This is a genomic window from Bradyrhizobium sp. 141, from assembly GCF_023074055.1.
In the GTDB taxonomy this organism is placed as follows: Bacteria; Pseudomonadota; Alphaproteobacteria; order Rhizobiales; family Xanthobacteraceae; genus Bradyrhizobium.
The window spans coordinates 1-24,757 of the sequence record NZ_JADPKR010000080.1; the positions used below are offsets into that span (position 1 = coordinate 1).

Annotated in this window: 26 protein-coding genes; 13 read left to right on the forward strand and 13 right to left on the reverse strand. The window is 64.0% G+C overall.

The window, feature by feature from the left end; genetic code table 11:
- Positions 1 to 107: 107 nt before the first annotated feature.
- Positions 108 to 2,840, reverse strand: a complete 2,733-nt coding sequence (gene gyrA / locus IVA81_RS20835; RefSeq protein ID WP_247321399.1) for a DNA gyrase subunit A — start codon at positions 2,838 to 2,840, stop codon at positions 108 to 110.
- A gap of 355 nt (positions 2,841 to 3,195) precedes the next feature.
- Entirely contained in the window at positions 3,196 to 3,693 is a 498-nt protein-coding gene (locus IVA81_RS20840) for a single-stranded DNA-binding protein (protein WP_018317913.1), read from the reverse strand.
- A 447-nt stretch (positions 3,694 to 4,140) separates the two neighbouring features.
- Between IVA81_RS20840 and IVA81_RS20845 the strand changes: the two genes are divergently transcribed.
- From IVA81_RS20845 to IVA81_RS20870, 6 genes are all read left to right on the forward strand, one after another.
- Positions 4,141 to 4,896, forward strand: coding sequence for an outer membrane beta-barrel protein (locus IVA81_RS20845; RefSeq protein WP_247321400.1), 756 nt, complete (start codon positions 4,141 to 4,143; stop codon positions 4,894 to 4,896).
- A 229-nt stretch (positions 4,897 to 5,125) separates the two neighbouring features.
- Positions 5,126 to 5,791, forward strand: coding sequence for an outer membrane protein (locus tag IVA81_RS20850; RefSeq protein WP_247321402.1), 666 nt, complete (start codon positions 5,126 to 5,128; stop codon positions 5,789 to 5,791).
- A 227-nt stretch (positions 5,792 to 6,018) separates the two neighbouring features.
- A complete protein-coding gene (locus IVA81_RS20855; RefSeq protein WP_247321403.1) occupies positions 6,019 to 6,771 on the forward strand; it encodes an outer membrane beta-barrel protein in 753 nt (250 codons plus the stop codon).
- 286 nt (positions 6,772 to 7,057) lie between these two features.
- Positions 7,058 to 10,039 carry an excinuclease ABC subunit UvrA gene (gene uvrA / locus IVA81_RS20860; protein WP_247321404.1) on the forward strand — a complete coding sequence of 994 codons (2,982 nt, stop codon included), beginning with the start codon at positions 7,058 to 7,060 and terminating at the stop codon, positions 10,037 to 10,039.
- A 128-nt stretch (positions 10,040 to 10,167) separates the two neighbouring features.
- Positions 10,168 to 10,737, forward strand: coding sequence for a DinB family protein (locus tag IVA81_RS20865; protein WP_247321405.1), 570 nt, complete (start codon positions 10,168 to 10,170; stop codon positions 10,735 to 10,737).
- Between the two features lie 70 nt (positions 10,738 to 10,807).
- A complete protein-coding gene (locus IVA81_RS20870; RefSeq protein WP_247321406.1) occupies positions 10,808 to 11,131 on the forward strand; it encodes a hypothetical protein in 324 nt (107 codons plus the stop codon).
- Positions 11,132 to 11,153: 22 nt separating this feature from the next.
- Here the strand turns inward: IVA81_RS20870 and IVA81_RS20875 are convergent, their stop codons facing one another.
- Together IVA81_RS20875 and IVA81_RS20880 are read right to left on the reverse strand one after the other, a co-directional pair.
- Positions 11,154 to 11,504: a DUF5615 family PIN-like protein gene (locus tag IVA81_RS20875; RefSeq protein WP_247321407.1), complete on the reverse strand. Its 351-nt coding sequence runs from the start codon at positions 11,502 to 11,504 to the stop codon at positions 11,154 to 11,156.
- Positions 11,505 to 11,507: 3 nt separating this feature from the next.
- Positions 11,508 to 11,729 (reverse strand): DUF433 domain-containing protein, encoded by a 222-nt coding sequence (locus tag IVA81_RS20880; RefSeq protein ID WP_247321408.1) that lies wholly within the window; start codon positions 11,727 to 11,729, stop codon positions 11,508 to 11,510.
- Positions 11,730 to 11,801: 72 nt separating this feature from the next.
- On the opposite strand from IVA81_RS20880, the gene IVA81_RS20885 reads away from it, so the two are divergent.
- The gene (locus IVA81_RS20885; RefSeq protein WP_247321409.1) at positions 11,802 to 12,476 is read left to right on the forward strand and encodes an HAD family hydrolase; all 675 of its coding nucleotides are present in this window, start codon (positions 11,802 to 11,804) and stop codon (positions 12,474 to 12,476) included.
- A gap of 48 nt (positions 12,477 to 12,524) precedes the next feature.
- Here the strand turns inward: IVA81_RS20885 and IVA81_RS20890 are convergent, their stop codons facing one another.
- The 6 genes from IVA81_RS20890 to IVA81_RS20915 all read right to left on the reverse strand — a co-directional run bounded on the left by IVA81_RS20890 (position 12,525) and on the right by IVA81_RS20915 (position 19,030).
- Entirely contained in the window at positions 12,525 to 13,478 is a 954-nt protein-coding gene (locus IVA81_RS20890) for a cytochrome D1 domain-containing protein (RefSeq protein WP_247321845.1), read from the reverse strand.
- Positions 13,479 to 13,495: 17 nt separating this feature from the next.
- Positions 13,496 to 14,062 (reverse strand): SRPBCC family protein, encoded by a 567-nt coding sequence (locus tag IVA81_RS20895; protein ID WP_247321410.1) that lies wholly within the window; start codon positions 14,060 to 14,062, stop codon positions 13,496 to 13,498.
- A gap of 1,031 nt (positions 14,063 to 15,093) precedes the next feature.
- Positions 15,094 to 15,861, reverse strand: a complete 768-nt coding sequence (locus IVA81_RS20900; protein ID WP_247321412.1) for an AAA family ATPase — start codon at positions 15,859 to 15,861, stop codon at positions 15,094 to 15,096.
- 88 nt (positions 15,862 to 15,949) lie between these two features.
- The gene (locus tag IVA81_RS20905; RefSeq protein ID WP_247321414.1) at positions 15,950 to 16,810 is read right to left on the reverse strand and encodes a DUF296 domain-containing protein; all 861 of its coding nucleotides are present in this window, start codon (positions 16,808 to 16,810) and stop codon (positions 15,950 to 15,952) included.
- Positions 16,811 to 16,819: 9 nt separating this feature from the next.
- Entirely contained in the window at positions 16,820 to 18,427 is a 1,608-nt protein-coding gene (locus IVA81_RS20910; protein ID WP_247321416.1) for an acyl-CoA synthetase, read from the reverse strand.
- 105 nt (positions 18,428 to 18,532) lie between these two features.
- Positions 18,533 to 19,030, reverse strand: a complete 498-nt coding sequence (locus IVA81_RS20915; RefSeq protein ID WP_247321418.1) for a hypothetical protein — start codon at positions 19,028 to 19,030, stop codon at positions 18,533 to 18,535.
- Between the two features lie 94 nt (positions 19,031 to 19,124).
- Between IVA81_RS20915 and IVA81_RS20920 the strand changes: the two genes are divergently transcribed.
- Both IVA81_RS20920 and IVA81_RS20925 read left to right on the forward strand, forming a co-directional pair.
- Complete coding sequence (locus IVA81_RS20920; protein WP_247321420.1) at positions 19,125 to 19,484, forward strand: hypothetical protein; 360 nt, start codon at positions 19,125 to 19,127, stop codon at positions 19,482 to 19,484.
- An 87-nt stretch (positions 19,485 to 19,571) separates the two neighbouring features.
- Positions 19,572 to 19,847 carry a GNAT family N-acetyltransferase gene (locus IVA81_RS20925; protein WP_247321422.1) on the forward strand — a complete coding sequence of 92 codons (276 nt, stop codon included), beginning with the start codon at positions 19,572 to 19,574 and terminating at the stop codon, positions 19,845 to 19,847.
- Between the two features lie 49 nt (positions 19,848 to 19,896).
- On the opposite strand, the gene IVA81_RS20930 is transcribed toward IVA81_RS20925, so the two are convergent.
- Positions 19,897 to 20,292, reverse strand: coding sequence for an SPW repeat protein (locus IVA81_RS20930; protein WP_247321424.1), 396 nt, complete (start codon positions 20,290 to 20,292; stop codon positions 19,897 to 19,899).
- A gap of 316 nt (positions 20,293 to 20,608) precedes the next feature.
- Here IVA81_RS20930 and IVA81_RS20935 point away from each other — a divergent pair, with 316 nt between their 5' ends.
- Positions 20,609 to 20,884, forward strand: coding sequence for a GNAT family N-acetyltransferase (locus tag IVA81_RS20935; RefSeq protein ID WP_247321426.1), 276 nt, complete (start codon positions 20,609 to 20,611; stop codon positions 20,882 to 20,884).
- Positions 20,885 to 20,936: 52 nt separating this feature from the next.
- On the opposite strand, the gene IVA81_RS20940 is transcribed toward IVA81_RS20935, so the two are convergent.
- Positions 20,937 to 21,329: a DUF3597 domain-containing protein gene (locus IVA81_RS20940; RefSeq protein ID WP_247321428.1), complete on the reverse strand. Its 393-nt coding sequence runs from the start codon at positions 21,327 to 21,329 to the stop codon at positions 20,937 to 20,939.
- Between the two features lie 335 nt (positions 21,330 to 21,664).
- On the opposite strand from IVA81_RS20940, the gene IVA81_RS20945 reads away from it, so the two are divergent.
- Positions 21,665 to 22,573, forward strand: coding sequence for a DUF2189 domain-containing protein (locus tag IVA81_RS20945; RefSeq protein WP_247321438.1), 909 nt, complete (start codon positions 21,665 to 21,667; stop codon positions 22,571 to 22,573).
- A gap of 130 nt (positions 22,574 to 22,703) precedes the next feature.
- Positions 22,704 to 23,528 (forward strand): lytic murein transglycosylase, encoded by an 825-nt coding sequence (locus tag IVA81_RS20950; RefSeq protein ID WP_247321439.1) that lies wholly within the window; start codon positions 22,704 to 22,706, stop codon positions 23,526 to 23,528.
- 57 nt (positions 23,529 to 23,585) lie between these two features.
- On the opposite strand, the gene IVA81_RS20955 is transcribed toward IVA81_RS20950, so the two are convergent.
- Positions 23,586 to 23,915 (reverse strand): hypothetical protein, encoded by a 330-nt coding sequence (locus IVA81_RS20955; RefSeq protein ID WP_247321441.1) that lies wholly within the window; start codon positions 23,913 to 23,915, stop codon positions 23,586 to 23,588.
- Positions 23,916 to 24,540: 625 nt separating this feature from the next.
- On the opposite strand from IVA81_RS20955, the gene IVA81_RS20960 reads away from it, so the two are divergent.
- Positions 24,541 to 24,693 carry a DUF1127 domain-containing protein gene (locus IVA81_RS20960; RefSeq protein WP_007590701.1) on the forward strand — a complete coding sequence of 51 codons (153 nt, stop codon included), beginning with the start codon at positions 24,541 to 24,543 and terminating at the stop codon, positions 24,691 to 24,693.
- The last annotated feature ends 64 nt before the right edge of the window (positions 24,694 to 24,757 follow it).

Genomic DNA, 24,757 nt, shown 5'->3' on the forward strand with positions numbered 1-24,757 from the left:
GTTTGAGGGACGACCGCCTTCCAACCAACAGGCCGCTCGCGAGCGCGCTTCCAAATCGCGCCGTAGCGAGCGGGCGGCCGGCCCGTTACCCCATCTACGGGTCGGTCCTACGACCCGTTCTCGCCATTCCCGCTCTCCGCCTCTTCCGTGATGTGCTCGACCGACACCACGTGCTCGTCCTCGGCGGTGTCGAACACGATCACGCCCTGCGTCGAGCGGCCGGCGATGCGGATGCCTTCGACCGGGCAGCGGATCAGCTGGCCCTTGTCGGTGACCAGCATGATCTGATCAGCCTCCTCGACCGGGAACGACGCGACCAGATTACCGTTGCGGTTGTTGACGCTCATGGCGACGATGCCTTTGCCGCCGCGGCCCGTGGTGCGGTACTCGTAAGACAAGGTCCGCTTGCCATAACCGTTGACAGAGACGGTGAGCACGACCTGCTCCTGCGCCGACATCTCGGCGTAACGCTCCTGCGCGAGCTGGAAGCTGCCGGAGGTCTCCTCGGCCTCGCCGTCCACGGCCGTCTCCTCGGCCGCGGCTTCGCCGGCGACCGCGCGGCGCATCTTCAAGTACGCGGAACGCTCGTCCGAGGTGGTCTCGACATGGCGCAGGATCGCCAGCGAAATCACCTTGTCGCCGTCGCCAAGGGCGATACCGCGCACGCCCATCGAGGTGCGCCCGGTGAACACGCGCACGTCCGTGACGGGGAAGCGGATGCACTGGCCGCCGGCGGCGGTCAGCAGCACGTCGTCGCGCTCGGTGCAGATCTGCACGTCGACGATCGCCTCGTTGTCGTCGAGCTTCATCGCGATGATGCCCGAGCGGCGGACGTCGACGAAGTCCGACAGCTTGTTGCGCCGGACGTTGCCACCCGTGGTGGCGAACATCACGTCGAGGTTGCCCCAGGTCGATTCATCCTCCGGCAGCGGCATGATGGTGGTGATGCGCTCGCCCTGCTCCAGCGGCAGGATGTTGATCAGCGCCTTGCCGCGCGCGTTCGGCGCGGCCATGGGCAGGCGCCAGACCTTTTCCTTGTAGACCTGGCCGCGCGAGGAGAAGAACAACACCGGCGTGTGCGTGGAAGCCACGAATAGGCGCGAGACGAAATCCTCGTCGCGGGTCTGCATGCCGGCACGGCCCTTGCCGCCGCGGCGCTGCGCCCGATAGGCCGACAGCGGCACGCGCTTGACGTAGCCGGCGTGGGAGACGGTGACGACCATGTCCTCGCGCTGGATCAGGTCCTCGTCCTCGACTTCGCCTTCCTGCTCGATAATGACAGTGCGCCGCGGCGTGGCGAATTCGGACTTCACCTCGGCGAGCTCGGTCTTGATGATGCCCAGCACGCGGTCGCGCGAGCGCAGGATGTCGAGATAATCGGCGATTTCGCCCGCGAGCTTGTCGAGCTCCTCGCGGATCTCGTCGCGGCCGAGTGCGGTGAGGCGTTGCAGGCGCAAATCGAGGATGGCCCTCGCCTGCTCCATCGACAGCCGGATCGTGCCGTCGGCGCTGATGCGATGGCGCGGATCGTCGATCAGGGTCAGCATGTCCTCGACGTCCCGCGCGGGCCAGTCGCGCGACATCAGGGTGTCGCGGGCGGTAGTCGGGTCGGGCGAGGTCCGGATCACGCGGATCATCTCGTCGATATTGGCGACCGCGATCGCGAGACCGACGAGGATGTGCGCGCGATCGCGCGCCTTGGCCAGCAGGTACTTGGTGCGCCGCGTGACGACCCGCTCACGGAAGTCGACGAAGATGGCCAGCAGGTCCTTCAGATGCATGATCCGCGGACGGCCGCTGTCGAGCGCCACCATGTTGACGCCGAAGCTGGTCTGCAGCGGCGTGAATCTGTACAGCTGGTTCAGCACGACGTCCGGCACGGCGTCGCGCTTCAACTCGATGACGACGCGGTAGCCATCGCGGTCCGATTCATCGCGCAGGTCGCCGATGCCCTCGATCTTCTTTTCCTTGACCAGCTCGGCGATGCGCTCGACCATCGTCGCCTTGTTCACCTGGTAGGGAATCTCGGTGATGATGATCGCCTCGCGCTCCTTGCGGATGGTCTCGATCGCGACCTTGCCGCGCATCACGATGGAGCCACGGCCGAGGTGATAGGCCGAGCGGATGCCCTGCCGTCCGAGGATGACGCCACCGGTCGGGAAATCCGGTCCCGGCACGATGTTGATGAGCTCGTCGATGGTGAGCGCGGGGTTGTCGATCAGCGCGACGCAGGCGTCGATGACCTCGCCGAGATTGTGCGGCGGGATGTTGGTCGCCATGCCGACCGCGATGCCGCCCGCACCGTTAACCAGAAGGTTCGGGAACTTGGCCGGCAAGACCGAGGGTTCGGTCTCGTTGTTGTCGTAGTTCGGCTGGAAGTCGACCGTGTCCTTGTCGATGTCGGCGAGCAGAGCCAGCGCCACCTTCGTCAGGCGGGCTTCGGTGTATCGATAGGCGGCCGGGGGATCGCCGTCGACCGAGCCGAAATTGCCCTGGCCGTCGATCAGCGGCACGCGCATGGAGAAGTCCTGCGCCATCCGGACCATGGCGTCGTAGATCGACTGGTCGCCATGCGGATGATACTTACCGATGACGTCACCGACCACGCGGGCGGACTTGACGTACTTCTTGTCGGGCGTGTGCCCCTGCTCGTTCATCGAGAACAGGATGCGGCGGTGCACCGGCTTCAGACCGTCGCGGGCATCAGGCAGCGCCCGCGCCACGATCACGCTCATGGCGTAGTCGAGATAGGACTTCTTCATCTCCTCGAAGATGGAGACAGGGCGAATATCCGAGGGTTGCGCCGGCTGGTCGCCGGGCTTGTCGTCGTCGTCAGCCAAGGGGAAATCCGGTGAGGTTTTATCTGGGAATCATATAGCGCATCGAGCCCCTGATAACCACCCTTGCAGGCTCCAGGGAAGCGCTTTTTCCGCCCATTTTTCCAATAACTTACGGCCTTACGGGGAGCGTCTCGGACGGGCCTGGAACAGGCCTTCCGAAATCGCCGCTGACACCTCGTTAATCGGGCGAAGAGCGCACCTCATCGGCCTGTCTGCGCTGGCGCCGCCCGACTTCAACTCAAATATGAAGCGGGCCCGGAAATCCCGAGCCCTTCCTGTCGATTAGTAAGGTTTGCTGACACGACGTGGCAGGCGCGGCTCAAGCGGCCCGCGCCCCCTGATTGTCCGGTCGTCCTCAGAACGGGATATCGTCGTCCATGTCGCTGTTGCGGCCACCGCCACCGGCGGCCACGGGACGGCGCGGTGCGCTGCTGACGGGGCCGGAGGAGCCGAAATCGCCGCCCGGCTCGTCGCCGAAGCTGCCGCCTCCACCGCCGCCGCCGCGGCCGTCGAGCATCGTGAGCGTCGAGTTGAAGCCCTGGAGCACCACCTCTGTCGAGTACTTCTCGACGCCGCTCTGATCGGTCCATTTGCGGGTCTGGAGCGCGCCCTCGATGTAAACCTTGGCGCCCTTCTTCAGGTATTGCTCGGCGACCTTGCAGAGACCTTCATTGAAGATCACGACGCGGTGCCACTCGGTCTTCTCCTTGCGCTCGCCGGAATTCTTGTCGCGCCAGGTCTCCGAGGTGGCGATGCTCAGATTCGCGATCGGCCGCCCGTCCTGGGTGCGGCGGATTTCAGGATCCTTGCCGAGATTTCCAACCAGAATGACCTTATTGACGCTTCCCGCCATCGCCGCTCTCCACTCCGAATGCCACTGAATTCAAAAGGCCGAGCGCGCTAACCGCGTTCCTCTGCGCCTGTTGAGGCGACCCTATACACTTGCAGGCGCCGCTCAGCCCGTCACCCCAAGGTTATCCCCACTATATAGCACCGACTGGCAATCTGTTCCAGATTTGTTCCTACAGAAATCACCGCCAAATGTGGAGACGGGATGGCGGCAAAATGGCGCTGTGATGGCAATTGGGATGGAACCGGATCGAGTTCCCGTGAATGGCAAATACCACTTAACATTCATTAAGTTACGGACAGGTCGATTACCCCCAACTGTTGCGCTCCGGGCACGGACTCTGCCGCCCAATCGAGCTATCGTTGTGCTTCGAATTGATGCAAATGGGCCTCGCGCCTGATAGTCCGCCTCGGGGAACTCTGAGAGGCGGATACGACTGGGGAGATTGCAATGAAGAAGATCCTGATCGGCTTCGCCGGCGCGGTTGCGCTGACCCTCTCGGCTCCGGCCGGTGCTGCGGACCTCGCAGCCCGTCCCTATACGAAGGCGCCGGTCGCGCCCCCCGCTCCGATCTATAGCTGGACCGGCTTCTACGTCGGTGTGCAGGGCGGCGGTGCCTGGGGCCGCAGCGACGAAACCTTCTTTGGCGCTCCGAATACGGCGATCTTTGCTGGATCTCAAGACTACGACACCACGGGCGGCTTTGTCGGTGGCGTGTTCGGCTACAACTGGCAGTCGGGTCCGGTCGTATTCGGCATCGAGGGTGATTACCACTGGGCTGACATCAACGGCCGTTCCGCCGAGATCAATGCCGGCCTTGGCGATACCTACTTCACGAGGATTCGCGGTTTCGGCGACATCAAGGGCCGCCTCGGTTATTCAACCGGCCCCGCTCTGTTCTTCGTCAGCGGCGGTGCCGCGGTCGGCGACATCCAGCATCGTTATGATCCCGCTTTGGTCCCCTCCCCAACCTTCGCCCAAAACGACTGGCGCTGGGGTTGGACCGTCGGCGCCGGCGCGGAATACATGTTCGCTCCGAACTGGTCGGCCAAGATCGAATACAACTACATCGACTTCGGCCGCAGCACGATCCAGTACACCCCAGTGCCCGCCAACCGCTCCGAGTGGACCGATACCGTTCACACCGTCAAGGCAGGCGTGAACTATCACTTCAACTGGGGCGGGCTGGGCACCACCAGGTACTGATATCCCTCTGATATCATTGAAGTCTAAGGCCGGCCTCGCGCCGGCCTTTTTCGTTTGACCGCAAGCCGGATGAGTCAGTCACGCTTACGTTTTGGGCAGCCGTGTGGCTTTTAGGAGACACAACTTGCGGCTTTGGTGGTGTAAGTACGGCCTCAGTTGGACACAGAGTCCGCTGCCCTTCCGCCCGCGGAAGGCAACAACAGAAACTGGGACTGGGATTAAGTTGAAAATGAAGAAGGTTTTGTTGGCTTCGGCCTGTTTGTTCGCTCTGGCAGCTCCCGCTTCGGCTGCTGATCTCGCAGCCCGCCCCTATACCAAGGCTCCGGTCGCTCCGATGGCTTCGGTCTACAACTGGACCGGCTTCTACCTCGGTATCGTCGGTGGCGGCGCCTGGGAAGCCTCTTCGGGCGACCCGAAGATGAAGGGCGGCTTCGTCGGCGGCACCGCCGGCTACAACTGGCAGACCGGCAACGTCGTGTTCGGCCTCGAGGCCGATGGTTCGTGGGCTGACGTCAGCGCCTCCGCCACCGCGCTCGGCCTGACCGTATCGTCCAAGACCGACGCGCTCGGCACCGTGCGCGGCCGTATCGGCTGGGCCGTGAACAACGTCCTGTTCTACGGCACCGGTGGTTACGCCTGGATCGACAACAAGCTCAGCCTCTCGGCGCTCGGTGTGACCGTCTCCGACAGCAAGTGGCACTCGGGCTGGACCGTCGGCGCCGGCGTCGAAGCGTTCTTCGCTCCGCAGTGGTCGGTCAAGGGCGAGTATCTCTATCGCAGCCTCGGCGGCGAGACCTACTTCTCGGGCGCCGTGCCCTCCGGCACGCTCAACTTCCACACCGTGCAGGTCGGCGTGAACTATCACTTCGGCGCCCCGGTGGTCGCCAAGTACTGAGCTCGCTCCAACGCTTCGCGTTACGAAAGGCCGGCCTCGCGCCGGCCTTTTTGTTTGTGCGCGACAACCCGCTTGCCAGCCAGCGTTTTTGGAGAGATGTGGCGCCCGGGTGACACAACCTTTGGCTTCATTGGTGTAAAACAATGGCATTGGTCGGATCATCATAGCGTCCGCTGCTCTTCCGCTTTCCGGAAGGCAGAAACGAGAAACGGAACTGGGGAATCGATATGAAGAAGATTTTGCTGGCTTCGGCTGGTTTGCTCGTACTCAGCGCGTTGGCACCGGCCTCGGCGGCCGATTTGGCGGCCCGCCCCTACACCAAGGCGCCGATCGCGCCGATCGCAATGTACAATTGGAGCGGTTTTTACATCGGCATCAACGGCGGTGGCGCCTCGAGCCGCAATTGCTGGGACGTCAACAATATCTTCGGCATTGCAGGACCGGACACGCCCGAAGGCTGTCACAACGCGACCGGCGGCGTCGTCGGTGGCCAGGTTGGCTATCGCTGGCAGTCGGCCAACTGGGTGTTCGGTCTCGAAGCTCAGGGCGACTGGGCCAACCTGAAGGGCTCGAATACGAGCTTGGTGCTTGGGCCGCCGCCGCTGGTCAACCAGACCAAGATCGATGCGCTGGGCCTGTTCACCGGCCAGATCGGCTACGCCTGGAACAACGTGCTTTGGTATGTGAAGGGTGGCGCGGCCGTCACGCACGCCAAATATAACGGTCTGCTGGGCGGCGTCGTCCTCGATAGCGCCAGCGAGACGCGCTGGGGTGGCGCGGTCGGCACTGGCGTGGAATTCGGTTTCGCCCCGAACTGGTCCGTAGCCATCGAATACGACCATCTGTTCATGGGCCGCCGCAACAACTCGTTCACGATTCTCGGTGTCAACGACCGCATCGACCGTATCAAGCAGGACGTCGACATGGGCACCGTCCGCCTCAACTACACCTTTGGCGGCCCGGTGGTCGCCCGATATTGATCGGACGTCCCGATCTACCGACGCGTCATCGTCACGAAAGGCCGGCCTCGCGCCGGCCTTTTTGTTGGTGCGCGGCACTGCCCGCGAGGTTCCGCCCGCCGCGCTCCTGCCAGATGCCGCCAGTGCGCCAACAATCCGTTGACGATTCGCAACTCCCTCTGGAAATCGGCCCGCGTTCTTCCTACGTTCGCTGCCAACCCCATCGGCGCCGATCCCGGTTCCGGGCGAAGCGCGCCTTGACGTTGGCGCGATCGCGAGCCTTTGGGCTTCCTTGAGGGCAACTCGGATGGATGAAGTGATCAAGGCGAAGCGCCAACAGCAGAACGCGGGGGCACACCTGCGCGCAATTACGATCCGTGGCGCGCGCGAGCACAACCTCAAGAACATCGATGTCGAGATTCCCCGCGACAAGCTGGTGGTGTTCACGGGCCTGTCAGGCTCCGGAAAATCCTCGCTCGCCTTCGACACGATCTACGCCGAAGGCCAGCGCCGCTACGTCGAATCGCTGTCGGCCTATGCGCGCCAGTTCCTGGAGATGATGCAGAAGCCTGATGTCGACCAGATCGACGGCCTGTCGCCGGCAATCTCGATCGAGCAGAAGACGACCTCGAAGAACCCGCGCTCCACCGTCGGCACCGTGACGGAGATTTACGACTACATGCGCCTGCTCTGGGCGCGCGTCGGCGTGCCCTATTCGCCGGCCACGGGCCTTCCGATCGAGAGCCAGACCGTCTCGCAGATGGTCGACCGCGTGCTGGCGCTGCCCGAGGGGACGCGCCTCTATCTGCTCGCGCCGGTCGTGCGCGGCCGCAAGGGCGAGTACCGCAAGGAGCTCGCCGAATGGCTCAAGAAGGGTTTTCAGCGCGTCAAGATCGACGGCACCTTCCATGAGCTGGCGGAAGCGCCGACGCTCGACAAGAAATTCCCGCATGACATCGACGTCGTCGTCGACCGCATCGTGGTGCGCGCCGACATCGGCCAGCGTCTCGCCGAGAGCTTTGAGACCGCGCTGAAGCTCACCGAGGGCCTTGCCGTCGTCGAATTCGCCGACGCGCCGGCGGCGGCACCCGCCGAAGAGAAAGAGAAAAAGAAGACCGCGAAGATCCACGACAAGAGCGGTCCCGAGCGCATGCTGTTCTCGGAAAAGTTCGCCTGCCCGGTCTCCGGCTTCACCATTCCCGAGGTCGAGCCCAGGCTCTTTTCCTTCAACAACCCCTACGGTGCCTGCCCCGCCTGCGGCGGCCTCGGCGTCGAGCAGCATGTCGACGAGGATCTCGTGATCCCCGACAAGGAGCTCGCTATCGGCAAGGGCGCGATCGCGCCCTGGGCCAAATCGTCCTCGCCCTATTATGTGCAAACGCTGACTGCGCTGGGCAAGCACTACAAGTTCACGCTGACCACCAAGTGGAAGGATCTGCCGAAGAAAACGAAAGACGCGATCCTGCACGGCTCCGGCGAGGACGAGATCAAGTTCTCCTACGAGGACGGGGTGCGCTCCTACGACACCAAGAAGCCGTTCGAGGGCGTCATCACCAACATCAACCGCCGCTACCGCGAAACCGAAAGCGAGTGGGCGCGCGAGGAGCTGGCGAAGTATTTCCACGACGTGCCATGCGAGGGCTGCAAGGGTTTCCGCCTCAAGCCCGAGGCGCTCTGCGTCAAGATCGGGACCAAGCATATCGGCGAGATCTCGGAGCTGTCGGTCAGGAAGGCCGGCGAATGGTTCGAGACCGTGCCCGACGCGCTGAACGCACAGCAGAACGAGATCGCCGGCCGCATCCTCAAGGAGATCCGCGAGCGCCTCACCTTCCTGCTCGACGTCGGTCTCAACTATCTCACGCTGTCCCGCTCCTCCGGCACGCTGTCCGGCGGCGAGAGCCAGCGCATTCGCCTGGCCTCGCAGATCGGCTCGGGCCTGACAGGCGTGCTCTACGTGCTGGACGAGCCCTCGATCGGCCTGCACCAGCGCGACAACGCCCGCCTGCTCGACACCCTCAAGCGACTGCGCGACCTCGGCAACACCGTGATCGTTGTCGAGCATGACGAGGACGCCATCCTCCTCGCCGACCACGTCCTCGACATCGGCCCCGGCGCCGGCATGCATGGCGGCAACATCATCGCCGAAGGCACGCCCGCCGAGATCATGCGCAACCCGAAATCGCTCACCGGCAAGTATCTGACCGGCGAGCTCGAGGTCGAGGTGCCGGAGCGGCGCCCGCCGAACCATCGCCGCACCATCAAGGTGGTCAACGCGCGCGGCAATAACCTCAAGAACGTCACCGCCGAAATTCCGCTCGGCCTGTTCACCGCCGTCACCGGCGTGTCCGGCGGCGGCAAGTCGACGCTCCTCATCGACACGCTCTATCGCGCCATCGCCCGCAAGCTGAACAATGCCAGCGAAGGCGCAGCCCCGCACGACCGCATCGAGGGCCTCGAGCACATCGACAAGATCATCGACATCGACCAGTCGCCGATCGGCCGCACCCCGCGCTCCAACCCCGCGACCTACACCGGGGCCTTCACGCCGATCCGCGAATGGTTCGCCGGCCTGCCCGAGTCCAAGGCGCGCGGCTACGAGCCCGGCCGCTTCTCCTTCAACGTCAAGGGCGGCCGCTGCGAGGCCTGCCAGGGCGACGGCGTCATCAAGATCGAGATGCACTTCCTGCCCGACGTCTACGTCACCTGCGACGTCTGCAAGGGCAAGCGCTACAACCGCGAGACGCTGGAGGTGCTGTTCAAGGGCAAGAGCATCGCCGACGTGCTCGACATGACCGTCGAGGAAGCCGCTGACTTTTTCAAGGCGGTGCCGCGCGTGCGCGAGACGTTCCAGACGCTGCACCGCGTCGGTCTCGACTACATCCACGTCGGCCAGCAGGCGACGACGCTCTCCGGCGGCGAAGCCCAGCGCGTCAAGCTGGCCAAGGAGCTGTCCAAGCGCGCCACCGGCCGCACGCTCTACATCCTGGACGAGCCGACCACCGGCCTGCACTTCCACGACGTCAAGAAGCTCTTGGAGGTGCTGCACGAGCTGGTCGCGCAGGGCAACACGGTTGTCGTCATCGAGCACAATCTCGAAGTCATCAAGACCGCAGATTGGGTCATCGACCTCGGCCCCGAAGGCGGCGACGGCGGCGGCGAGATCGTCGCCTGGGGCCCGCCGGAGGATATCGCGAAGGCGCCAAGGAGCTACACGGGGAAGTTTTTGGCGCCGGTGCTGAAGAAGGCAGGGAAGCCGAAGCGGCGGAGCACGAGCGAGGCGGCGGAGTAGTTGCTCTGAACCGAAGCCGTAGGGCGGATTAGCGAAGCGTAATCCGCCACTGCTCTTCCTGCGCAACGAGCTGGACCACGCATCGTGATCCCGCCCGACGAACCACGCACGATCGGGGAAGAACCGACATGTCCGCAGGACTTGTGCAAACCTATCGCGCCTTCGCCTACAACAATGCCTGGGCGAACCATCGGCTGCTCGCGGCCTGCGCCGCGTTGTCCCAGCCGGAACTCGAAGCCCACCGCACCGGCTTCTTTCCAAGCCTGCAGCGTACGCTGAACCACATCTACATCATCGACCTGTTCTACATCGATGCACTCGAGGGTGGCTGGCTCGGGCCGGCGGCCTGGAAGAACGAGGTGCCTTTTCCTGCTCTCGCTGCGCTGAAGTCTGCGCAAGCTGCAATGGACAGGCGCCTGATCGCCATCTGCGATGCACTGACGCCCGCGCGGCTCGATGGCGTCGTAAAGATCAACCGCGATACACGCGTGCAGACCGAGCGGTGTGACCGGCTGCTCATGCATCTCTTCCAGCACCAGATCCATCATCGGGGACAGGCGCATGCCATGCTGTCCGAGACAACCGTCGCGCCGCCGCAACTCGACGAGTTCTTTGCGGAAGGCGAAGCGCCACTCCGGGCTGCCGAGTTCGCCAAGTTCGGCTGGACCGAAGAGACCGTCTGGAAATCCCGGACGTAAGCTACGCCAAAAACTCCGGCGGCGCATCGTCGGTCAGCCACACGCCAGATGAGGCGATCTGGAGGGAGCGATGCCCAGCCGAACCTATACACTCTTCCGCAACGCGATCCTCGATGGACAGCAGGCGACCTGCGTCTACGAGGGCCGACATCGCGAACTATGCCCGCACATCATCGGCACCGACAAGAGCGGCGAGGAAGCTGTGCTCGCCTGGCAATTTGCCGGCAAGAGCAGCGGACCGCTGCCGCAATGGCGGTGCCTGAAGCTGGCCAATGTCAGCGGTGTCCGGGCGCGGGACGGTCGCTGGCACGAGGGCGGCTCACATCGGACCACCCAGACTTGCGTCAAGAACGTCGGTCTCGACATCAATGTCCACGTCCGCAAGTTGCGGTGACTCGTTCGATGTCGGGATGACGCTACAAAGGACGGGATCGAAAACGAACCTCGTCCACCACGACAAAGCGGCCGAAGAGCCTTTGGCCAAACTGATCGACTGCTTCCAATAGCCGCCTGCGTCCGAGCGGTCCGCTCTCCGGATCGATACGTAACAAGACGAGACCTGGAACGGCTTGGCCGCGACGAAAGACAAGCTCGCCGAAATCCTTGTCAGCCGTGAGGAGAAGACGTCCCTCCCGCGACGCCAGCGCGATGACCTCCACGTCGCTCAGACTGGCAGCAAATTCAGCAATATAGAGCACGTCGTGACCGGCGCCCCGGAGCTCTCGAACCAGAGAGACCGTGACGCACTCGTCAGCGAGCCAGAGCATGGTTCAGCGATAAATGATGTCTTCGTCGGCCAAATAGTCGGCCGCAAAAGCCTGAGATGCCCGAATATCGTCGGCCGTCAACCGCGGGTGCTCCGCGATGATGGCCTCGGCGGTCATACCCGCACCCAGTTCGCGCAACACAAGTTCGACCGGCACGCGCGTCCCGCGGATCACGGGTTTGCCGGCCATGATTGCCGGGTTGATTTCAATGCGTTCGTGCCGCATGGCTATCCTCGAATTCTGTCGAATGATAGCACGCCACATTTCGCTTGTCAGCGAGCTCAACAATCCGGCTCCATGCCCTACGCCCTCGCCATCTTCGATCTCGACGGCACCCTCGCCGACAGCTTTCCGTGGTTCCTGCGCACCATCAACGATGTCGCCGACCGCTTCGGCTTTCGCCGCGTGAGGGATGAGGACATCGAGGGGCTGCGGCATGCGTCGAGCCGCGAGATCCTCAGCCAGCTTGAGGTGCCGCTGTGGAAGCTGCCGGCGATCGCGCGGCATGCGCGGCGGCTGAAGGCGGAGGCAGCGGCGGAGATTTCGCTGTTTGCGGGTGTCGAAGCAATGCTGCGGACGCTGGCCGACAACGGCATGCAGCTCGCGCTGGTGACGTCGGACAGCGAGGCCAATGCGCGCGAAAAGCTCGGCGAGGCTGCCGCCCTGTTCGCGCATTTCGATTGCGCGGCATCGCTGTTCGGCAAGCCCGCGAAATTCCGCCGCGTCATCCGCCGCGCGGGCGTCGAGCCTGCCCGCGTCATTGCGATCGGCGACGAGGTCCGCGACATCGAGGCGGCGCGCGCGGTCGGGATTGCTTGCGGTGCCGTGTGCTGGGGCTACGCGGCACCGGCGGCGCTGCGGGCGCTCGGGCCGGACCATACGTTCGAGCGGATGGATGAGATTATATCGGCGCTGTGCCCCGGTGCCGTAGCCCGGATGAGCGAAGCGATATCCGGGAATGCCGGTGGATAAGGAGGGCTCTGCCCCGCATGTCGCTGCGCTCACGCGGGCTACCGCCCCCTACTCCGTCCTCCGCAGAAACGCCCCGAACGCCCTTGGGCCGTCGCCGGTCTTGATCTCGCCGATCACCTTCAGATCAGTCGCGTCGATGATGCTTAGCGTGTTGCTCTCCCAGCAGGCGACGATGATGCGCTTGCCGTCCGATGTCGCGGCAATGCCTTCGGGATAGTCGCCGACATTGATGCGTTTGATCGGCTTCAGGCTCGCCAGGTCGAACACGCTGACGGTGCCGCCATATTGATCGCTGACGAAGCCGCGGCCATGCGTCAGCGCCACTGCATAGGGCCGCATGCCGACCGGCACGCGGCCGATCTCGCGCGCCTCCGCGATGTCGATCACGGAGACGTCGTCGGAGCCGACATTGGCGGTGTAGGCGCGCTTGCCATCGGCATCGATGGTGACGCCGAACGGACGGGTCCCGACCTTGATCGTCGTCTTGCGCTGGCCCGTTGTCGTGTCCACCACCGAGACGCTGTCGTCGTCACGATCCGCCGAGAGCAGCAGCTTGCCATCAGGCGTCACCGCCAGCCCCGAGGGCGAGGCGCCGACCGCGATGCTGGCGGTGACGCTGCGCGTGGCCGTATCGATCACCCGCACCGCAGCCGCATACCAGTCGGCGACATAGACGGTCTTGCCATCGGGCGCCACCGCAATGCCGAGCGGCCCGCCGCCGACCTCAATCCGGCCCGCGACCTGGCGTGCTGCGGCGTCGACGACCGTCACCGCCTTGGCGTCGGGGCTCGTCACATAGGCAAAGCGCCCGTCCGCGCTGACGGCCACCCCCGCCGGCTTGCCGCCGATGGCGATGGTTGCCACGCTCCGCGAGGTCGCGAGGTCCACGACCATCAGATCGTCGCTGAGCTGGTTGGTGACGAACGCCTCTTCGGCGCACGCGCTGCCGAGACCGGCCCAGCAAAGGCCGGCGGCGAGCGCCGCCAGGAGCAGCGCCCGCAAGTCCGGTGCCCGCACGATCAGCTACCGCTTTCGATTTTCTTCTTCAGCGCCTCGAGGCCGGTCTTGTAAAGCCCGCTCACCGCCTTCACCGCGGCCTCGTCGCTCAGCTCCGGCGGCGGATCGTTGTTGGGAAAGCCGCGGTAGAACGCGCCGGCCCATTCCAGCTTGGACTTGCCGTCAGGCGCCGGCGACACCGTCAAGGTCGAGGAATAATTGGTCACCGGCAGCACCTTCACGTCGACCTTGGTGATCCGGTAGGAATAGCTCAGCATGTCCGGCTCGTATTTGTAGAGCTCCTCCTCGACCGTCGGGCCGCCCGTCAGGGTCAGCGTCCGCGTCGCGCCGATCTCGTTGCCCTTCTCACCCGCGGTCTTGGTGACGATCGGGAGCCAGCTCATGTCCTGGAAGTTGGAGATCGCGGCCCAGACCTTGGCCGGCGGCGCACTGATCTCGATGGATTCCCGCACCTTCTGCCGGGTCGGCCCATGCGCCCAGGCCGGGCCAAAGGTCGCCGTCAAGCCTGCCGCCCCAATTACAGCCAGCGCCGCAGCCACGGCCGTGCGCCGTCCAATCGTCACCCTCATCTCGTTTCCTCATACGTCCAGTTGATCACGCGCGACTTAAGGCGCGCTCCGGTCATCCTAGCGTATTTTGGGGCCGAGGGGAGACCGGTTCGTGGCGCCGTTGCGGCGACGCTCGGCCCAACCCACAATCTGTTGCGCTGCCCGTCGGGCAAAATACCCCATGGGAGGGTCAACGCCATCGCGTCAAAATATTTCTCTTTATCAGAACTTCGGATTATCGTATAGAAAGCCATCCCAACCCGGCCGAGGGGCGCATCGCGATCGTCACGACACGCGGGATGGGACGTGGTGGATGCAGGCGGCGTCGGCGCGAGGGTGATTGCAGGGCGGGTCACACCGTGAGCAGCTCACCCGCGCGCATACGACCGGCGCAGCCTGCGTACGGCAAAATCGTGTGGTCCTGGCGCCCGGGGTCTGTGCGCCAAGTGTTGCGGTGATGTGGCGGCCCAACCGGGTCCGCGCATCAGCCATCCGCAAGGCGACGGGGGCAATAGTGCATCGCTCCCCGGGGAGATCACGACATAAGCCGTAAAACCACTGCGCAGGGAAGGCCGGATGTTTGGCTTCACCTGTATGCCGCTGTGCAGCTGTTTTAGCACACGCTTCGCACAGTGGACCGCGGGTGCCAGCCGGCACCCGGCCTTCCCTGCGCCCTCGGCGTTTTCGAGGGCGGCAACGGCCGCAAAGCTCGGGCGGAATACGCCGCGAGAACGCAGGGGCGCGTGTGCGATTTGGATTGGTATTTGGCGCTCGTGCCCCGGACGCAGCGCAGCGCCCCTTCGGCGGTGCGATGCAGAGCCGGGGCCCATCCAGCAGCAATCCGTGCGACTTCCTGGGTCCCGGCTCTGCGCCGCACCGCTACGCGCTGCGTCGCGTCCGGGACACGAGAGAAGAGAATGCTGCTGCTCCACACGCCGTCATTGCGAGCGCAGCGAAGCAATCCAGACCCTCTCCGCGGAGGGATTCTGGATTGCTTCGTCGCAAGTGCTCCTCGCAATGACGGCGGAGAGAGCGAGTGCCAACCGCGCTCATCACTCCCTCAGCGTCGCCTCAACAAATCCGCGCGGGTCCGCACAAAACTCCCGCATCAAGCGATAATGATCCGTCTCCTCGACCGTAACAGGCTCCAGGCCGTATTTCCCGAGCCGCAGCAGCCGCGCATTCGGGTAAGCCATCAGCATGGGCGCGTGGGTCGCCATGATGACCTGGCAGATCCGGGAATCCTCCATCTGCCGCAGCAGCTTCAAAAACTCGATCTGACGTGCCGGCGACAGTGCCGATTCCGGCTCGTCGAAAATGAAGATGCCCTGGCGCTGACAGCGCTCCTCGAAGAAGCGCAGGAAGCCTTCGCCGTGGGAGTGGGACAGGAAATCGGGGCCGACCTGGCCGGCATCACGTGCGGCCTTGTCCAGATACCGCGCCACCGAGAAAAAACTCTCGGCGCGAAAAAACCAGCCGTTGGTGATCTTCGGCAGCCAGCTCGCGCGCAGCGCCTTGGAGAGTTGGCCGCCCATCTTCTCGCGTGCTTCGGAGTGGTCGACCGGCCTATAACCCTTGCCGCCTCCGGCATCATCGTAGCCGGCGAGCGATGCGATGCCCTCGAGGATCGTCGACTTACCGGTGCCGTTCTCTCCGACGATGATCGTGATGGCGGTGTCGAAGTTGAGCTCGAAATCATCCGAGAAGATGGGCAGACAAAACGGATAGGCCTCGCGATCACCCACCTGCAGCGGGTCGAGCCAGACCCGCTTCAGATACGGCGCCGGCAAGTTGATCGTCCGATAGCCTCTCCGCGCCATTGCCAGCCTCCGAGCCTCTCCCTGGGATCGGAACATAACGGGAACGATAATGATTGCAAAGAGGCTTCTCGCGCCACCCGTTCCAAAGCTAGTCCAGCGCCTCCAGCACCAGCTCCATCGTCATCAGCACGGGATTGTCGCCGCGGATCAGACGGCCCTCGGCCAAGCCGCCGGTGTAGTCGATCAGCGCAACGTCGAGCGCAGCTTCGAGCGCGCCAGAGTGCCCGGGCGCGATCAGCCCGGCCGTCACCGCAACCTCAGTCGCAAATGGCTCGGTCACGCCGCCATGGGTGAAGCGTGCGCCGATGGTCGAACCGACGCCACCATGGATCCTCGCCCGCATCATGCCGTGCGCGCGGCAGAACTCTTCGAGCGAGCCAGCAAAATCTTGGTTCGGGCGCAGCCGGAGCGCGAAAGCGCGGCTGGTCGTGGGCGCGCCCGTGCTCTCAGCGGCCACCGGGCCGAACAGCTTGAAATTAGTCTCCGGATCGGGTTCGGCGGTGAACATCGCACCGTCCAGACCGAAGGCCTCGACCTCGAACGGTTCGGCGACGACGGTCTCGTCCGGCAGCATGTGGCCACCACTGTCCCCGCCGTCGGCTTCGGTCCAGAGCCCATGGCAATGAAAGAACGGCGCGCCGTCCCGCATGCCGAGCGTCATGCTGCCGAGCCTCGTGCGCGTCACGCCAGCCGGCCGGAACGTGTCGCTGTAGAAGGCGGCGTTCTCGCCGGTCTTCGACAGCGCCGGCATGACGTAGCCGAACGGCCCGAGCGCGCCGCGCCGGAAGCTGAGCACGCCGCTCGTAAAACCTTCGGCCGCAAAGCCGCGCCGGGCGGCTTCCAGCAGCGGCAGCCCTGCCGGAAGCGTGAACGAGAAGGCACGTCCCCTCGCCTCCACCCATTGGGTGCGTTCTGCGATGGGCGCGCCCGGCTGCTTGATACTCCGCATCGCCACCGCTCAGCCAGCTTTCGTCTTGTCGAGATCGAGCAGCCCGCGCGCCTCGAGCTCGTCGCGCACCATGCGTTTGGGAATCTTGCCATAGCCGGATTTCGGCAGCGCCTCCCAGAAGAAGAACCGCTTCGGCATCTTGTAGCGCGGCACCTTCGGCGAGAGGAACGCCGCCATCTCGGCTTCGCTCACCGGCTTCTCGCCGTCCCGCGCAACGCAAACGGCGACGCCGACCTCGCCCCAGGTCGCATCGGGCACGCCGAGCACCGCGACCTCACCGACCGCGGGATGCGTCAGGATCTTTTCCTCGATCTCGCGCGGATAGATGTTGGAGCCGCCGGAGATGTACATGTCGGACGCGCGGCCGGTGATGTAGACGAAGCCCTCCTCGTCCATGTGGCCGAGATCGCCGGTGCGGAACCAGCCGTTGCGGAATGCCTTCGCATTGGCTTCAGGGTTGTCGTAATAGCCGGCGAGAACGGCAGGGCCGATCACGCAGATCTCGCCGCTCTGGTTGGCCGCGAGCTCGCGGCCCGCGTCGTCCTGGATCGAAACCTGCATGCCGGTGCGTTCGAAGCCGCAGGTGCCGATCTTGGCGTGCGGGCCGTCCTCGGGATCGTGCAGCGCCGCCGGCAGCACGGTGATGTTGCCGGTGACCTCGCCGAGGCCAAAATACTGCACGATGACCTTGCCGAGCTTCTTCAACGCGGTCTTCTGGTCCTCGCGATACATCGGCGCGCCGGCATAGATCACGTGACGCAGCGAGGAATGATCGTATTTGTCGACGGCGGGGTGCTCGACCATCATCTTCAAGATCGTCGGCACGGTGAAGAGATTGGCGACCCGATGCTCTTCGATCAGGCGGAACGCCTCGTCGATGTCGAACCTCTCGGTCGGCAACAAGACGGTGCACACGCCGCGCGCGGTCTGCACCAGCTGATGCACGCCGGCGCCATGCGACAGCGGCGCGACCACCAGCGAGGCATCCGCCTCGGTCACGCCGGGGGTGAGATCGGCGAGATGGTTGGTGACGACAAATCCCATCTGGCCGTGGGTCAGCACCGCCGCCTTGGAGCGCCCGGTGGTGCCGGAGGTGAAGAAGAACCAGCAGGGATCGTCATGCTCGACATCGGCATTCGCGACACTGGCGCCAGCTTGCGCGGCAATGGCATCAGCAACCGAGCGCTCGCCGAAGGCGGCCTTGCCGTCGATGCTCCAGGTGAACTCGAGCGCCCCACCCTTCACGGCCGCGGCGTGCTCGGGAAAATCGACATGGCATAAAAACGCCTTGGCGCCGGAGGCCTGCGCGAGATAGGTGACCTCATCCGGCATCAGGCGGAAATTGGTGGGCACCCAGACCGCGCCGAGCCGGAATGCCGCGAACATCGAGAAGAACATCTCGTCGCCATTCTTGGAATGGACCAGGATGCGGTCGCCCTTGGTGATGCCGCGCGCGGCGAGCGCCGCCGCCAGCGCCGAGACCTGCGCGTCGATCTGGCGCCAGGTCCAGGATTTGTCTCCCCAGACGAAGCCGGGACGCGGCCCATGCCGCCGCGCATTCTGGGTCAGCATGTAAGCGAGATTCATGACGCGGCGGGACATGCGCAGGGGCTGCATGGGGCTTCCTCTTCGAAGGCGGACGGCACGCTGGCTACCCGCTCATTGCAGCCCATTTATCGCCATCCCCCGCGCCCCTGCAAGGCCGCCGGATGCACGGCTCCCCTACGGTTGCTTGAATGCAAACGGCGTCGCCGTGATGGTCTTCTGCTTGACGCAGGCCTGCGGACCAAAGCCGCCGCAGAAGCTGCCATGCAGATCGAAGCGGATACTGCGCGCAGCACCGCGCTTCGTCGGCGGGGGCATGATCTTGTAGCGGAGGACGTAGCCGTCAAACACCTCGCGCAAGTTGCCATCTGGCAACGTCGCCAGGATCTTGATGACGCAACCGCCGGTTCCGCAATAGGTGGTCTCGCGATCTCCGCATTTGGTCTCGCCGAAATCGACGATGTAGTCGTCGCGGCCATCACCGGTGAGATCGATCCTGCGCACCGTATCCGGCGCGAAGCTCACCTCGCCGCCGTCCTGACTGGTGCATTCCTCATTGGCGTAGCGCAGCGCCTTCTGCACGCCGGCCGGATAGTCGGCTGGATTGAACGTCCTTGTATCCTCGGCGCGCACGGCAGAGCTGAACAGAGCGAGCATCAGGATCAGATAACGCATGCGGGTTGGTCGCCGGTGCGGCCGCAATCGTTCAGGGAATTTTAAACATGATCGGCGCACCCTCGCTCAGTTCTCGCGTACAGAGTGCCGCATCATGGTCAAAGCGCCTGCCTTCCTTCTGTTGTCGCTGGCGCTCGCCGGATGTGCCGTGGCGCCGCAGGCGCATCTGGCGTCCGATCCGGCCTTCAAGCCGGCCCGTTATGCCTGGGATGGCGCCGGCGAGGATCCCAATCGGCCGCGTGCTGCCCCACAACCAACACGGACCGCGGCCCGAACCGAGCCAAGCAGCGCGCAGGCCGGGCTTCAGCCCCATTCGAAGGAGTGGTGGCAAGCGCAGGACGGCAGCGAAGCTGAGCAGGATGCAAGGGTCAACCGCTCCCTGGTGATCTGCCAGGGATGCCTGCGTCCGCAGCAACAGCCCGAAGATTCCAGGCTCGCCAAAGCGGCCGATTGAACCGAACGACCTCAACATCCGAAACCGGCCGGCCCGACCGTGCGTTATGACTTGGTGCGCGAGGCTGGCAGCTGGAAGGTCGACAACATGAGCAACGTCATCAACAACAAGGACCATTGCCGCTACGAGCTCGCGGTGGAAGGCCATCTTGCGACCGAGCATTACAAGCTCGACGGCGACGTGATCACGTTCGAGCACACCGACGTGCCGAAGGAGCTCGGCGGCAAGGGCGTCGGCTCGAAGCTGGTGCAAGGCGCGCTCGACCAGGTCCGCGCCGACGGATTGAAGCTGATCCCGCAATGCCCGTTCGTGAAGGCGTGGATCGAAAAGCATCCGGACTATGCAGACCTCGTAGCGCGATGAGAGCACAGGCCCGCCGCCCGTAGCCAGCGGGCCGGCCGACATCTACGGTCTATTGTCCGTGCTTGAGCATGTCCTGATCATTCAGATCCCAGTCCTGCCAAAGCTGAAGTATGCCCAGCAGCACCACCGCCGCGCCGAGGCTCGTGTGGTAGATGCGGAGAAAGCCGTCAGCGGAATAGCCGAGGGCGTAAGGCGAGGCGATGAGCCACAGTCCGACGAGGATCGTCGTTACCTCTTGCCAGCGCTGCAAGGCGACATATTCGAGCTGGCTGATGCCAAACACGACCAGACCGATTGCGACCGTATTCAGGATCGCCGTCTGGTGCCCGGCAATCGCCGGATCCTGGATGGGAAACCACGGCGAAGCCACGATGAGCGCGCCGAGCAGCATCCCGCACCAGTCTTCCCATGTTCGATGAGTATTCAAGAAACCAAAGTCCGACATCGTAACCTCCTACAAAGAGGCATACGTCTGCGGCTGGCAATCATGACACTCCGAATGTCTAGCGACCCTGCCGGCCGCATTCGGGCGTATGTCCTTGAGAGGACGTGGGAGCCGCCGTGGAACTTGCAAGAGCGGCGCCGCAATTATTGGAGCCGGCGTGGTGTTCACCAAGGATGACTTCTCATACTGCACTGCAGCTACAGGCACGCGCGTTGCAGATATCTGCCGTGCGGCAAGTCTCCCTTGGCCGCGCCTTGCCAAGGACGGGGACGGGCTCCTAGATCAATGCGTAAGACGCACGTCGGAAGGATCTTGCATGGCCGCATCGGTACGGGACAACAAGGACAGGAGCCGCTTCGAACTCGATGTCGGCAACGATATCGCCTTCGCCAATTACCGGCTGACGCCGACGGCGGTCATCATCACCCACACCGAAACGCCCCGCGCGCTCCGCGGTCGCGGCATCGCCTCCGAGCTGGTCAAGGGCGCGCTGGACTTGATCCGGCGCGACGGCAGGAAGGTGATCGCCGGCTGCGGCTTCGTCGTCGATTATCTCGACAGGCATCCGGAGGATGCGGATCTGGTCGCCTGAACGCAAAAGGGCCCGCGAGATCGCGGGCCCTTGCGGCACGACCGACGGTCGGTCAGTGCTTGATCTCCGGCGGCAGCTTGCCGCCATTGGCGGCGAGCTTGGACATCACCTGCTTGTGCAGCCAGACGTTCATGCTCGCCGAGTCGTTCATGTCGCCGGTGTAGCCCAGCTCCTTGGCGAGATCCTTGCGGGCTGCAAGGCTGGAATCGATGTCGAGCGCCTTCATGAGGTCGACGATCGAGGTACGCCATTCCAGCTTCTCGCCCTTGTGCGCGGCCACCGCCTTGTCGACGACCGCGGCGACGTCGACCGCGGCCATGGGCGCTCCGGCCGGCGCCGATGCTCCCGGCGCCGCTCCAGCGGGCGAAGCTGCGCCACCGGCGGGCGCGGCGGAAGCCGGCTGGCTACCGAAGATCGCGCCCATGATTTTCCCGAAAATGCTCATATCTGCTCCCCGAAAAGGATCCGTTGGAAGGGCCTTGAGTGGCACTTATAGACCAAGTTACTGCGTTGCGCCCGCGAAGTTCTGCGAACCAACGAGCAGCATCAGCTTATCTGCGGCGAAATGACGACCGAATGACATCGTCGAGGTTGCGCTGCGGCATCGAATCTCACCCGAGCGTAAGGGACAGGACTCGGAAATAGGCGTACGCTTCGCGTTCAGCTCGCGATGCCTTCCGGAATTCGCGTCTGGTTGGAATCGCGAAACTCAAAAATGGCGGCCGCTCGCGCCGTTTGCCGGCGCCGGATGGCGGCCGCTCGGCAAGGGAGCTAGCGACTATGGCCACACTCTACCAGGGCAATGTCCCCACAATGGGCCAGAGCGCGGATGCGGCTGGACCTGTCATTCGAACCATCCAGCTGTCCGATCTGCACGATGCGCTCCGGCGCGGCTGGGAGGATTTCAAGGCCGTTCCGAGCCACGCCATCATTCTCTGCGTGATCTACCCGGTGCTCGGCCTCGTGCTCGCCCGCGTGGTGATGGGCTATTCGGTGCTGCCATTGTTGTTTCCCCTTGCCGCCGGCTTCGCACTGATCGGCCCCTTCGCAGCGCTCGGTCTCTACGAGCTCTCCAGCCGGCGCGAACGCTATGAAGAAGCCAGCGCCTGGGATGCCATGGAAGTGCTGCGCTCGCCTTCGTTCGGAGCGATGCTCGGCCTCGGCACATTGCTACTCGCTCTGTTCGTGACCTGGGTTGCAACCGCGCAGGCGATCTATGTCGCGGCGTTCGGCTATGAGGGCGTGACCGGGATCTCGGACTTCATGACGCGCGTGCTGACGACGCAGCAGGGCTGGTGGCTGATCGTGGTCGGCTGTGGCACCGGCTTCCTGTTCGCGCTCGCCGCACTCTGCATCAGCGCCGTGTCGTTCCCCTTGATGCTGGACCGCCATGCCGGCGCGTTCGAGGCGATGAGCACCTCACTGCGCGTTGTCGCGAGGAACCCGGTGCCGACGGCGGCCTGGGGCCTGATCGTGGCGGTGCTGCTCGCGCTCGGCACGATCCCGGCCTTCCTCGGCCTTACCGTGGTGATCCCCCTGCTCGGCCATGCCACCTGGCATCTCTACCGCAAGGTGATCGTCTCGGAGCCCGGTGCACGTCCGGTGCCGCCCCCGCCGCATCGTCCGCGCAAGCCGGCTGCCGACTTCCCGGCCAACCTCTTCCCCTGGCGTAACCGGACGGACGTCTGACGATATCGTGACATGCGATCCTGCCCCGGCTCGGGCAGGATCGCGCTGTGTCACACGCCTTGCTTTGGCCGCGGTTCGGACCGAGATTGCGCCCACCGGTCAGATCGCTTCACGGAATTCATTTACTCGAATGACCTCGACGATTTCTCGTCTCGCTCTCGCAGCCTTCGCCCTCTCCGCGTCAATCCTGTCTGCCCAGCCGGCGTCCGCCGCGGTTGCCTGCGGTTCGAGCAATTTCGATGCCTGGCTGACCGACCTCAAGACTGACGCTGCGGCCAAGGGCATCTCACAACAGGCCATTGCATCGGGACTCGCCGGCGTGACGCTGGATCAGAGCGTGCTCAACCGCGACCGTTCGCAAAAGGTCTTCGCCCAGACCTTCGAGGAATTTTCCGGCCGCATGGTGCCGCCCCGCTTGGAGCGCGGCTCCAACAGGATGAAGCAATACGGCTCGGTGCTGTCGCGCATCGAGCAGACCTATGGCGTTCCCGGCGAAGTGCTGGTCGCGATCTGGGGTCTGGAGACCGATTTTGGCGTCAATACCGGCAAGTTCGCGACCATCCGCTCGCTGGCGACGCTGGCCTATGATTGCCGGCGCGCCGAGCAGTTTCGCGCCGAGCTGTTGGATGCACTGCGCATCGTCCAGCGCGGCGATCTCGCACCAGCCGAGATGAAGGGCGCCTGGGCCGGCGAGCTCGGTCAGACCCAGTTCATGCCGTCGTCCTGGATGAAATACGCGGTCGATTTCGACGGCAACGGCAAGCGCGATCTCTTGCACAACGCGCCCGACGTGCTCGCCTCCACCGCCAATTATCTCGCCGGCTATGGCTGGCAGAAGGGCAAGGATTGGCAGCCGGGCAGTCCGAATTTCGAGGTGCTCAAGCAGTGGAACAAGAGCGAGGTCTATTCCAAGACCATCGCCTATTTCGCCACGCAGCTGGCGCGCGCTCCTTAGAGAACCATCTACAACGCGTAGGGCCGATCGTCCGACGACCGGCCCTCTCTGGTGCGTTTACTTGCCCATGGTGGCGTGCAGCGCCTTGTTCAGATGCGCGCCGCACGCACCCATTTTGCCGTTGAGCAGCGAATCCTGCGCAGCAGCGATCTCCTTCTGCGCGACGAGCTTGCCGTCACCGTCGGGCATGGCCTCGATCGCAGTTTCCGTCTTTTCCAGATTGGCCGAGCTGCAGCCGCCCATGGCGGCGTGCTTGGCGGCCTGGGCCGGCGCAACGGCGAGCGCGACGGCGGCAATTGCGATAACCCCGAGTAACTTCGTCATGATGTTACTTTCCTTCTCTTGTTCTTGGGACAGACCCAGCGACATTGCCGGACTCTGCGACAACACCTTCCTCCGGGCGCGGCAACTTGCCGCAATAAATTCCTCGCGAGAATTGCGTGATGTTGCGCGCCGCGCAGAGCGTCATGCAAGAATTCTGTTTTTCATTACATCCTTGTCATCAAACCACACGCTGGGCGTGCGGACGTGCCGCCAAGGAGCGCGAATGCGGCCGAGACAAACCCTGGAGGAGCCATAGCGCCGCCTCCCGCCGCGAGATCTGCGCTGGCGAAGCCGCTTCACACTCGCGGCTTCGCTGCACTCAACTCAAAAAATGAATTTAAATTCAATAAATTGATTTCTCATCTCATGCGATTCGCGCATATCGGACTTGGGTGTAGACGCTGAAGGCGCCTACTTGCCGGCGACAGCCTCGCAACCTATTTCCGTGATGATCAAAATCAAATATCCGCTACTAAGCCCGTGATTTCACGGGCCCTGAAGATTCGGCGCCCCCTGCTTACCGCTTGGGTGGGGATCGCCTAGGAGTTAAGTCTTCCTTACTCGCGCTATGCGCTTTCCGCTTAGCTGCATCGCAACATCGGAACTTTCGCACTGCACCACTCTCCACTATATTCATTTCAACGATGAGGCCCGGGCAAGGGCTGAATCGAACTACAGGAGACTACCAATGCTGCTCTCGCTCATCCGCATGATCCAGGCCTTCCGGGACTATCAGCGCAATGTTGCCGAGCTGTCCCAGCTCAGCGATCGCGAACTGGCCGATATCGGCCTCGATCGCTCGGACATCCCGCGCGTTGCCGCCGGTCAGTATCAGGGCTGATATCGTTCAGCCCTCCACCGGACGAACCGATAGCGCCCGCCTCGTGCGGGCGTTGTCGTATCTG

Coding starts and splice junctions, on each gene's coding strand:
- IVA81_RS20840 (WP_018317913.1), bottom strand. CDS start 3,693: ATGGCGGGAAGCGTCAATAAGGTCATTCTGGTTGGAAATCTCGGCAAG.
- IVA81_RS20845 (WP_247321400.1), top strand. CDS start 4,141: ATGAAGAAGATCCTGATCGGCTTCGCCGGCGCGGTTGCGCTGACCCTC.
- IVA81_RS20850 (WP_247321402.1), top strand. CDS start 5,126: ATGAAGAAGGTTTTGTTGGCTTCGGCCTGTTTGTTCGCTCTGGCAGCT.
- IVA81_RS20855 (WP_247321403.1), top strand. CDS start 6,019: ATGAAGAAGATTTTGCTGGCTTCGGCTGGTTTGCTCGTACTCAGCGCG.
- uvrA (WP_247321404.1), top strand. CDS start 7,058: ATGGATGAAGTGATCAAGGCGAAGCGCCAACAGCAGAACGCGGGGGCA.
- IVA81_RS20865 (WP_247321405.1), top strand. CDS start 10,168: ATGTCCGCAGGACTTGTGCAAACCTATCGCGCCTTCGCCTACAACAAT.
- IVA81_RS20870 (WP_247321406.1), top strand. CDS start 10,808: ATGCCCAGCCGAACCTATACACTCTTCCGCAACGCGATCCTCGATGGA.
- IVA81_RS20875 (WP_247321407.1), bottom strand. CDS start 11,504: ATGCTCTGGCTCGCTGACGAGTGCGTCACGGTCTCTCTGGTTCGAGAG.
- IVA81_RS20880 (WP_247321408.1), bottom strand. CDS start 11,729: ATGCGGCACGAACGCATTGAAATCAACCCGGCAATCATGGCCGGCAAA.
- IVA81_RS20885 (WP_247321409.1), top strand. CDS start 11,802: ATGCCCTACGCCCTCGCCATCTTCGATCTCGACGGCACCCTCGCCGAC.
- IVA81_RS20895 (WP_247321410.1), bottom strand. CDS start 14,062: ATGAGGGTGACGATTGGACGGCGCACGGCCGTGGCTGCGGCGCTGGCT.
- IVA81_RS20900 (WP_247321412.1), bottom strand. CDS start 15,861: ATGGCGCGGAGAGGCTATCGGACGATCAACTTGCCGGCGCCGTATCTG.
- IVA81_RS20905 (WP_247321414.1), bottom strand. CDS start 16,810: ATGCGGAGTATCAAGCAGCCGGGCGCGCCCATCGCAGAACGCACCCAA.
- IVA81_RS20910 (WP_247321416.1), bottom strand. CDS start 18,427: ATGCAGCCCCTGCGCATGTCCCGCCGCGTCATGAATCTCGCTTACATG.
- IVA81_RS20915 (WP_247321418.1), bottom strand. CDS start 19,030: ATGCGTTATCTGATCCTGATGCTCGCTCTGTTCAGCTCTGCCGTGCGC.
- IVA81_RS20920 (WP_247321420.1), top strand. CDS start 19,125: ATGGTCAAAGCGCCTGCCTTCCTTCTGTTGTCGCTGGCGCTCGCCGGA.
- IVA81_RS20925 (WP_247321422.1), top strand. CDS start 19,572: ATGAGCAACGTCATCAACAACAAGGACCATTGCCGCTACGAGCTCGCG.
- IVA81_RS20930 (WP_247321424.1), bottom strand. CDS start 20,292: ATGTCGGACTTTGGTTTCTTGAATACTCATCGAACATGGGAAGACTGG.
- IVA81_RS20935 (WP_247321426.1), top strand. CDS start 20,609: ATGGCCGCATCGGTACGGGACAACAAGGACAGGAGCCGCTTCGAACTC.
- IVA81_RS20940 (WP_247321428.1), bottom strand. CDS start 21,329: ATGAGCATTTTCGGGAAAATCATGGGCGCGATCTTCGGTAGCCAGCCG.
- IVA81_RS20945 (WP_247321438.1), top strand. CDS start 21,665: ATGGCCACACTCTACCAGGGCAATGTCCCCACAATGGGCCAGAGCGCG.
- IVA81_RS20950 (WP_247321439.1), top strand. CDS start 22,704: ATGACCTCGACGATTTCTCGTCTCGCTCTCGCAGCCTTCGCCCTCTCC.
- IVA81_RS20960 (WP_007590701.1), top strand. CDS start 24,541: ATGCTGCTCTCGCTCATCCGCATGATCCAGGCCTTCCGGGACTATCAG.